The organism is Acidimicrobiales bacterium, from assembly GCA_036273495.1.
GTDB lineage: Bacteria > Actinomycetota > Acidimicrobiia > Acidimicrobiales > JAJPHE01 > DASSEU01.
Genome location: DASUHN010000418.1, coordinates 1 through 7,847, shown reverse-complemented (window position 1 = coordinate 7,847; position 7,847 = coordinate 1). Strand labels below are relative to the sequence as shown.

The 7,847-nt window shown below is 73.1% G+C and carries 8 protein-coding genes; 6 read left to right on the top strand and 2 right to left on the bottom strand.

The window, feature by feature from the left end; translation table 11 throughout:
* Nucleotides 1-247 precede the first annotated feature (247 nt).
* A complete protein-coding gene (locus VFW24_18210) occupies nucleotides 248-1,051 on the top strand; it encodes an enoyl-CoA hydratase (protein HEX5268705.1) in 804 nt (267 codons plus the stop codon).
* An 80-nt stretch (nucleotides 1,052-1,131) separates the two neighbouring features.
* Nucleotides 1,132-2,346, top strand: a complete 1,215-nt coding sequence (locus tag VFW24_18205) for an NlpC/P60 family protein (GenBank protein HEX5268704.1) — start codon at nucleotides 1,132-1,134, stop codon at nucleotides 2,344-2,346.
* Here VFW24_18205 and VFW24_18200 read toward each other — a convergent pair.
* Nucleotides 2,321-3,493: a DEAD/DEAH box helicase gene (locus VFW24_18200; GenBank protein ID HEX5268703.1), complete on the bottom strand. Its 1,173-nt coding sequence runs from the start codon at nucleotides 3,491-3,493 to the stop codon at nucleotides 2,321-2,323. The genes VFW24_18205 and VFW24_18200 overlap by 26 nt on opposite strands.
* Before the next feature lie 210 nt (nucleotides 3,494-3,703).
* Here VFW24_18200 and VFW24_18195 point away from each other — a divergent pair, with 210 nt between their 5' ends.
* Both VFW24_18195 and VFW24_18190 read left to right on the top strand, forming a co-directional pair.
* Complete coding sequence (locus VFW24_18195) at nucleotides 3,704-4,498, top strand: SDR family NAD(P)-dependent oxidoreductase (protein HEX5268702.1); 795 nt, start codon at nucleotides 3,704-3,706, stop codon at nucleotides 4,496-4,498.
* 79 nt (nucleotides 4,499-4,577) lie between these two features.
* On the top strand, nucleotides 4,578-5,900 hold the full coding sequence (locus tag VFW24_18190; GenBank protein HEX5268701.1) for an acyl-CoA dehydrogenase family protein: 1,323 nt from the start codon (nucleotides 4,578-4,580) through the stop codon (nucleotides 5,898-5,900).
* On the opposite strand, the gene VFW24_18185 is transcribed toward VFW24_18190, so the two are convergent.
* Nucleotides 5,875-6,717 (bottom strand): RNA methyltransferase, encoded by an 843-nt coding sequence (locus VFW24_18185; protein HEX5268700.1) that lies wholly within the window; start codon nucleotides 6,715-6,717, stop codon nucleotides 5,875-5,877. The two genes, VFW24_18190 and VFW24_18185, sit on opposite strands and share 26 nt — an antisense overlap.
* Before the next feature lie 80 nt (nucleotides 6,718-6,797).
* Between VFW24_18185 and VFW24_18180 the strand changes: the two genes are divergently transcribed.
* The gene (locus VFW24_18180) at nucleotides 6,798-6,947 is read left to right on the top strand and encodes a hypothetical protein (GenBank protein ID HEX5268699.1); all 150 of its coding nucleotides are present in this window, start codon (nucleotides 6,798-6,800) and stop codon (nucleotides 6,945-6,947) included.
* Nucleotides 6,948-6,950: 3 nt separating this feature from the next.
* Nucleotides 6,951-7,796, top strand: coding sequence for an acyl-CoA thioesterase domain-containing protein (locus tag VFW24_18175; GenBank protein ID HEX5268698.1), 846 nt, complete (start codon nucleotides 6,951-6,953; stop codon nucleotides 7,794-7,796).
* Nucleotides 7,797-7,847 lie beyond the last annotated feature (51 nt).

Genomic DNA, 7,847 nt, shown 5'->3' with positions numbered 1-7,847 from the left:
CGGTCGGTCAGGGCGGCCAGATACGCCAACGGGGACAGGGCGTCCGTCCCGTAGGCCTCGGCGGTCCACACGGAGTGGAAGCCCAGCTCCTCGGCCCGGCGCACCAGGTCGAGCGGGACCTCCACTCTGGCGGCCCGGTAGAGATCCAGGCGCAGCCCGAGCTTGATGTCCATGGCCGCCGACACTACGGCACCGCTACCGGGACGCTCCCGTAGTGTCCGGGGGCCGTACGAGCCGAGGAGCACCGATGTCCTTCGTCCTCATCGACCACCCGCGACCCGGAGTGGCCCTGATCACCCTCAACCGCCCCGAGCGGATGAACGCGATGGCCTTCGACGTGATGATCCCTTTCCGCGAGGCCCTCGAGGAGGTGAGCTGGGACAACGACGTGCGGGTCGCGGTGGTGACCGGAGCCGGGCACGGGTTCTGCTCCGGCGCCGACCTCGAGGACTCGGGCACGGTGCCCCGGATCAGCGGCCTCACCCAGTCGTCGATTGCCCGGCGCGCCCTCGAGCTGCTCGACGACGCCATCCTCACCATGCGCCGCATGCACCAGCCGGTGATCGCCGCGGTCAACGGGGCCGCCATCGGCGGGGGCTTCTGCTTGAGCCTGGCCGCCGACATCCGCATGGCCGGGCCGGGCGCCTACTTCCGGGCCGCCGGGATCAACAACGGGCTCACCGCGTGCGAGCTGGGGCTCAGCTACCTCCTGCCCCGCGCCATCGGCTCGTCGCGCGCCTCGGAGATCATGCTCACCGGGCGCGACGTCGACGCCGCCGAGGCCGAGCGCATCGGGCTCGTCTCCCGGGTCGTCGACCAGGAAGGGCTGCTCGACGCCTGCTACGAGATGGCCGAGCGCATCATCGGCTGGAGCCGGCCCGGCATCGAGGTGACCAAGCGCCTCCTGTGGTCGAGCCTGGACGCCTCCAGCCTCCACGCCCACATGGACCACGAGGGCCACGCCCAGCTGTACGTGCGCCTGACCACGCGCAACTTCGAGGAGGCCATCCAGGCCCGGCGGGAGAAGCGCAAGCCGGTGTTCCGGGACTAGTCCGTCCACCCGCCGGGCGGCGGGGCCTACGGACGGGCCATTTCCCTAAGGGCCCCGAAACGGGCCACCGATACCGCGGGATGACCCGGCGGAGATGGGTGCTCGTCGCGCCCCTGATACTGACCGCCACTCTCGTGGCGACCCTCGGCAGCGTGATAACCGCCCGCCCGGCCCGGGCCGACAGCGGCACGGCGGCCAGCTTCTGGCTGGCCGGCTCGGACGGCAACGTCTGGGCCTTCGGCCGGGCCGGCTCCTACGGATCGGCGGGGAGCGTCCCGCTCGCCAGCCCGATCGTCGACATCGCCGCCACCCGGGACAACAAGGGCTACTGGCTGGTCGGCGCCGACGGCGGGGTCATGACCTACGGGGACGCCCGCTTCTTCGGCTCGACCGGCGCCCTCCACCTCACCCGGCCGATCGTCGGGCTCACCCCGACGCCGGACGGGGCCGGCTACTGGCTGGTGGCCAGCGACGGCGGGGTGTTCAGCTTCGGTGACGCCGCCTTCCACGGCTCCACCGGCGCCCTGCACCTGGCCCAGCCCATCGTCGGGCTCACCCCCAGCGCCGATGGCGCCGGCTACTGGCTCGTCGCCCGCGACGGCGGGATCTTCAGCTTCGGGGACGCCACCTTCCACGGGTCCACCGGCGCCCTCCGTTTGGCCCAGCCGATCGTGTCGATGGCGGCCACGCCCGACGGCGCCGGGTACTGGCTGATGGCTGCCGACGGCGGGGTGTTCGCCTTCGGCACCGCCACCTACGCCGGCTCGCTCGGCGGCAGCCCGTCGCCGGAGCCGCCGGAGCGGATCGTGGCGTCGCACGACGGCGGCGGCTACTGGCTCGTCCTGCAGAACGGGACCAGCTTCGGATACGGCGACGCTTCGGGGGCCGCCCCGGCCCAGGCCCTGATGTTCAACGGGGCCACCCCGGGGGACCGGGCCGTGCTGTTCGCCTTCCACCAGCTGGGCAAGCCCTACATCTGGGGCGGCAACGGGCCCGTCGGCTACGACTGCTCAGGGTTGGCGCTGGCGTCGTGGACGGCGGCGGCGGGGATCCGCTTCGCCCGGGTGGCCAACGACCAGTACCACACGGCAGGCGAGGCCATCGACTACTCCAACCTGGTGGCGGGGGACCTGGTGTTCTGGGGATCGAGCCAGACCGACTGGACCAGCGTGTACCACACCGCCATGTACGTGGGCGGGGGGCGCATCGTCGAGGCCACCGGGGACCACGTGCAGCTCAACTCCCTGGGCCAGTGGGGTCAGTCCGACCTCATGCCCCACGGAGATCGGCCGTAGGGGCGAACGCCGCCAGGTCCCCGAGCCGGGAGTCGTTGCTGAACACCTCGACCACCGCCTCGGCAATGCCGAGCTGGCGGCAGATGCGCTCGGCGGTCACGTGCTGGTTCCAGAGGAGCAGGCTGACGGCGGTGCCCGACGCCCCGGCGCGGGCCGTGCGCCCCGACCGGTGCAGGTACTCCTTGGAGTCGGTGGCCGGGTCGTAGTGGATCACCACGTCGATGCCCTCGACGTCGATGCCCCGGGCGGCCACGTCGGTGGCCACCAGCGCCGGGATGCGCCCGGTGGTGAACGCCTTGAGCGCCTTCTCGCGCGCCTCCTGGCGCAGGTCCCCGTGGAGGGCCGCCACCTTCACCCCCAGGGCGGCCAGGTCCCGTGCCGCCCGGTCGGCGCCCCGCTTGGTCGACGAGAACACGATGGAGCGCTCGGCCCCGGCGATGATGGCCGCCGCCACCCGCGCCTTGTCCATCTGGTGCACGGCCAGGAAGCGGTGCTGCATCGACTCGACGGTGGGCTCGGGCTCGGCCACCTCGTGGTGCACGGGATCGGCCAGGTACTGCCGGACGAGCCACGAGACGTCCCCGTCGAGGGTGGCGGAGAAGAGCATGGTCTGCTGCCGTCCCGGCATCCGGCGCAGCAGCCACTCGACCTGGGGCAGGAAGCCCATGTCCGCCATGCGGTCGGCCTCGTCGATCACCGCCACCACCACGTCGCCGAGGTCCACCGTGCCGCTGTCGACCAGGTCGATGAGCCGCCCGGGGGTGGCGGTGAGGATCTCCGCCCCGGCCACCAGGGGCGCGGTCTGGGTCCGGATGGGAGTGCCGCCGTACGCCACCGTGGTGCGCAGCCCGGTGGCGTCGCCCAGGGGGGCCAGCACCCGGTGCACCTGGGCGGCCAGCTCCCGGGTGGGCACCAGGACCAGCGCCCGGGGGCGTCCGCCGGGGGCCCCGCCCCTCGTGCGCTGCACGAGGGGGATCCCGAAGGCCAGGGTCTTGCCGGACCCGGTCTGAGCCTTGCCGCACACGTCGCGGCCGGCGAGGGCGTCGGGGATGGTGAGGGCCTGCACGGGGAAGGGGCGCACGACGCCCCCCTGGCCGAGCGCGGCGACGATCTTCTCGGACACACCGAGGTCTTTGAACGTGGTCAAGCTGTCATCCGATCGGTAGTCGGCGCGGGGCCGACGACCGGCGGATCCGCACCACGGTTCCAAAGCGGGTGGCGAGGCAGGCCACCCCCGAAGCCCACTGACACGTGGGACCTCGTGGCGATTCTAACCGACGAGCGGCCACTCCCCGCGCATGGCCGGGCGCGGTCCGCTGCGGGGCGTCGATTCCGGCTCCCACGATAGGTTCGGGTCATGGGGAACCTGGAGGGGAAGGTCGTGCTGGTCACCGGCGCCAGCCGGGGGATCGGAGCGGCGGTGGCCCGCCGTTTCGCGGCCGACGGGGCGGCCGTCGCGGTCACGGCGCGCACGCCGGAGGACGGGGACCATCCGCTGGCCGGAAGCGTGGGCTCGACGGTGCGGGACATCCGGGCCGCCGGCCACGCCGCCGTGGCCGTGGTGGCCGATCTGGCCCGGGCCGACGACCGGCAGCGGCTGGTGGAGACCGTCCGGGAGCAGCTGGGCCCGATCGACGTCCTCGTCAACAACGCCGCCATCACCTACTTCGAGCCGGTGTCGGGGTTCGACGAGGGTCACTGGCGGCTGATGTTCGAGGTGCAGGTGCGGGCCCCCTTCGAGCTGGCCCAGCTGGTCCTGCCCGAGATGGTCGCACGGGGCCGGGGCTGGATCCTCAACATCTCGTCGGGCGCCTCGGTCCACCCCACGGGGCCGCCCTACACCCGGTTCATCCCGGGCGGGACCGTGTACGGCATGTGCAAGGCGGCCCTCGAGCGGTTCACGACCGGTCTGGCGGGCGAGGTGCACGGCAAGGGCGTGGCGGTGAACAGCCTCTCGCCGTCGGGACTGGTCCTGACCCCCGGAGTCGTCCACCACGGCCTGGACCGCAGGACCCCCGTCGAGCGCCACGAGAAGGTCGACTACATGGTCGAGGCGTCCTACGTCCTCTGCACCGGGGACCCCGAGACCCTGACCGGGCGGTTGGCGTGGAGCCGGCCCCTGCTCGAGGAGCTGGGGATCACCGTCGCCTGACTCCCTTCCCGCCCAACTTGACCGCCCGGTCAAGTTTCGGCTGCACTGGATCGGGGTTGGAACCGATCCGGGGGAAGACATGACCGACACTGCGGCGCGCACGGACCGGGGCGTCACCTCCGAGGTGACCGCCTGGCTGGAGGAGAACTGGGACCCCGACCTGACCGTCGGGGAGTGGTGGGACCGCCTGGGCAACTCGGGCTGGGCGGCTCCGACCTGGCCCGAGGAGTGGTTCGGCAAGGGCCTGTCGCGCCAGGAGGCCGTGGCGGTCCAGGGGGCCATCGCCCGGTTCGGGGCGCTGGGTGCCCCGGGCGGTCTGGGCCTCTTGCTGGCCGGCCCGACGATCGCCACCCACGGCAGCGACGATCAGAAGCGGCTGTACCTGAGCGACATCGTCACCGGGCGGCGGGCGTGGTGCCAGCTGTTCTCCGAGCCGGGGGCGGGATCGGACCTGGCCGGGCTCCAGACCCGGGCCGTCCGGGACGGGGACGAGTGGGTCGTGACGGGGCAGAAGGTCTGGACGTCGGGCGGCCAGATCGCCGACCTCGGGATGCTGCTGGCCCGAACCGATACGGACGTGCCCAAGCACCAGGGGATCTCGTACTTCGCCCTGGACATGCACCAGCCCGGCGTCGAGGTGCGGCCCCTGCGCGAGATGACCGGCCGGGCCATGTTCAACGAGGTCTTCATAAACGAGGCCCGGGTCAGCCACGACGCCCTGATCGGCGGGCTCAACAACGGCTGGGCGGTGGCCAACACCACCCTCGCCTTCGAACGGGCCGGCCTCGGGGCCGGCGGTGGCTCGGCGGCAGGCGGGCTGGCCAACCCGGGCACGGTGGCCGGGAACCTCGACCAGCGCGCCGGTGACTTCGTGCGCGCCGGCGGGGGGCGGCGGGGCGGGAACGGCAGCAACCCGGGCATGTTCGGCGCCGCCGGGTCCCTGCTCGTCGACCTGGCCCGCCAGAGCGGCAAGGCGTCGGACCCGGTCGTCCGCCAGGACCTCATGCGCCTGCACACCCTGAACGAGATCGCCCGGTTCACCAACCTCCGGCAGCGGGCGCTGCGCGAGACCGGCCAGGACATCCCCGGGGTCGGCAACATCGCCAAGCTCTCGATGAGCCGGATCCTGCGGCTGTCCCGGGACCTCGGCCTGCAGATCCTCGGCCCGGTGGGCACCCTGCACGCCTACGACCCCGCCCAGCGGCCCGAGCTCGAGAAGCTGACCGGCAACCCGGCCGCGGCCTTCGTCACCGAGATGGCTCTGTTCACCCAGGGTCCCTCGATCTACGGCGGGACCGACGAGGTCCAGCACAACATCATCGGCGAGCGCGTGCTCGGGCTGCCGAAGGAGCCGAGCAACGACCGCACCGTTGCCTTCAAGGATCTGCCCCGTAACGGCTGAGCCGGGCCGAGCGGACACAGTGCAGGGCCACGGCCGCCGCCGTCGCCACGTTGAGCGAGTCGATTCCCGCGTCCATGCCGACCCGTAGGTGATGGTCGCAGGCCGCCCGGGCGGCGGCGGACAACCCCGGCCCCTCGGACCCGAGCACGAGCGCCACCCGGCCGGCGCCATCTCCGACCAGCCCGGGCGCCGCCGCTTCCAGCAGGCGCGCCCCCGGCTCGGGCGTCATCGCCGCCAGGGAGAAGCCAAGTCCGCCGAGGGCGCCCAGCGCCTCCGGCCAGGGCTGCAGGTAGGCGTGCGGGACCGTCAGGACGGCGCCCATCGACACGCGCACCGAGCGGCGGTAGAGCGGATCGCAGCAGCGCGGCGAGAGGAGGACGGCGTCGGCCCCGAGGGCGGCGGCATTGCGGAACACCGCTCCGAGGTTCACCTGGTCGGTCAGGTCCTCGAGCACCAGGACCGTCGTCGTGGCGGCCAGCACGTCGTCGGCGTCAGGAAGCTCGAGACGCTGGCCCGCCGCCAGCACGCCGCGGTGCACGTCGTAGCCCGTCAGCTGTTGCGCCACCGCGGGCTCGACGAGGTGCACGGTCACGTCGCGGTCTTCGAGGAGCGGACCGAGGACCCGCAGCCCCCGCCCCGTTACGAGGACGGACCGGACCGGATAGCGGGAGTGCAGGAGGCGCTCGACGACGAGGGTCCCCTCGGCGATGAACAGACCTGCAGCGGTTTCCCGCGCCCGGCGCAGGACCGGGTCCCGCAGCGCCACGTAGTCCGCCAGACGCGGGTCGTCGGCGCGGGCCACCGGTTCCAATCTCACGGGGGACAGTCTCTCGCGCCGATTCGACGCCCCCACCGGCCTCGGGAAAGATGTGGCGCCCTTGCGAGCACGAGGTCGCGTTGAGCCCAGCCGACGAAACGAGGTCCGCGGTCATCTACCGCTGCGAGGGCTGCGGGGCCATCGTCCACCCCGCCGATCCCGACGCCAGCCTGGCGGCGTGGTGCGCGCGGTGCCGGCGCTTCGTCATCGCCGGCGTGGACGGCGGCTGACGCGTGTTCGACCGCATCCTCGGACTCGCCGAGGAGGACACCGACCTCTTCGTCGGTCCCAACCCCGGGGACTGGCCGGGCGGGCGGGTGTTCGGAGGGCTGGTGGCCGCCCAGGCCCTGCGCGCCGCCACCCGCACCGTGCGTCCCGACCACGCCCCCCACTCGCTGCACGCCTACTTCGTCCGCCCCGGCCGGCCCGGTGTCCCCATCGAGCACGGCGTCGACCGCACGCGCGACGGGCGCTCCTTTACCACCCGCCGGGTCGACTCCCGCCAGGACGGAGAGGTCATCTTCACCCTCTCGGCGTCGTTCCACCGCGACGAGCCCGGACCGGAGTACGAGCTGCCGATGGCGGCCGACGTGCCCGCGCCGGAGGACCTCGATCCACCCGGCTGGCCCTTCTCGGGCTCCGGCGCCCTCTCCCATCTGGAGCTGCGCGAGGTCGGTCCGACGCCGCCCGAGCCCGACGGCACCTACCGCTCGACCCGGCGGGTGTGGCTGCGGGCCCGGGACGTCGGGGCGGATCCGCTGATGCACGCGTGCGCCCTCACCTTCATGTCCGACCTCGGTGTGGTGATGGCGGCCCGGCCGCCGCGGCCGGGAACGACGTGGGACGCCATGATGCCGGCCAGCCTCGACCATGCCGTCTGGTTCCACCGGCCCGTCCGGGCCGACCAGTGGCTGCTCTACGACCTCCACGCCCTCGCCAACCACGGCGCCCGGGGGATGGTCCGGGGGGTGATCCACGAGCGTTCCGGCGCCCTCGTGGCGTCGGTGGCCCAGGAGGTCCTGATCCGCCCGCTGCGGGAGGGTCCGCCGCCCGAGGGCGTTCCAACACCGCAGCTGTAGGGCGGATCCGCGCGCGCCGGGCCGGAAACCAGCAGAATTGCCCACAACTCA

Bases quoted from the DNA above. Each gene is read 5' to 3' on its own strand.
- VFW24_18210 (HEX5268705.1), top strand. From the start codon at position 248: ATGTCCTTCGTCCTCATCGACCACCCGCGACCCGGAGTGGCCCTGATC.
- VFW24_18205 (HEX5268704.1), top strand. From the start codon at position 1,132: ATGACCCGGCGGAGATGGGTGCTCGTCGCGCCCCTGATACTGACCGCC.
- VFW24_18195 (HEX5268702.1), top strand. From the start codon at position 3,704: ATGGGGAACCTGGAGGGGAAGGTCGTGCTGGTCACCGGCGCCAGCCGG.
- VFW24_18190 (HEX5268701.1), top strand. From the start codon at position 4,578: ATGACCGACACTGCGGCGCGCACGGACCGGGGCGTCACCTCCGAGGTG.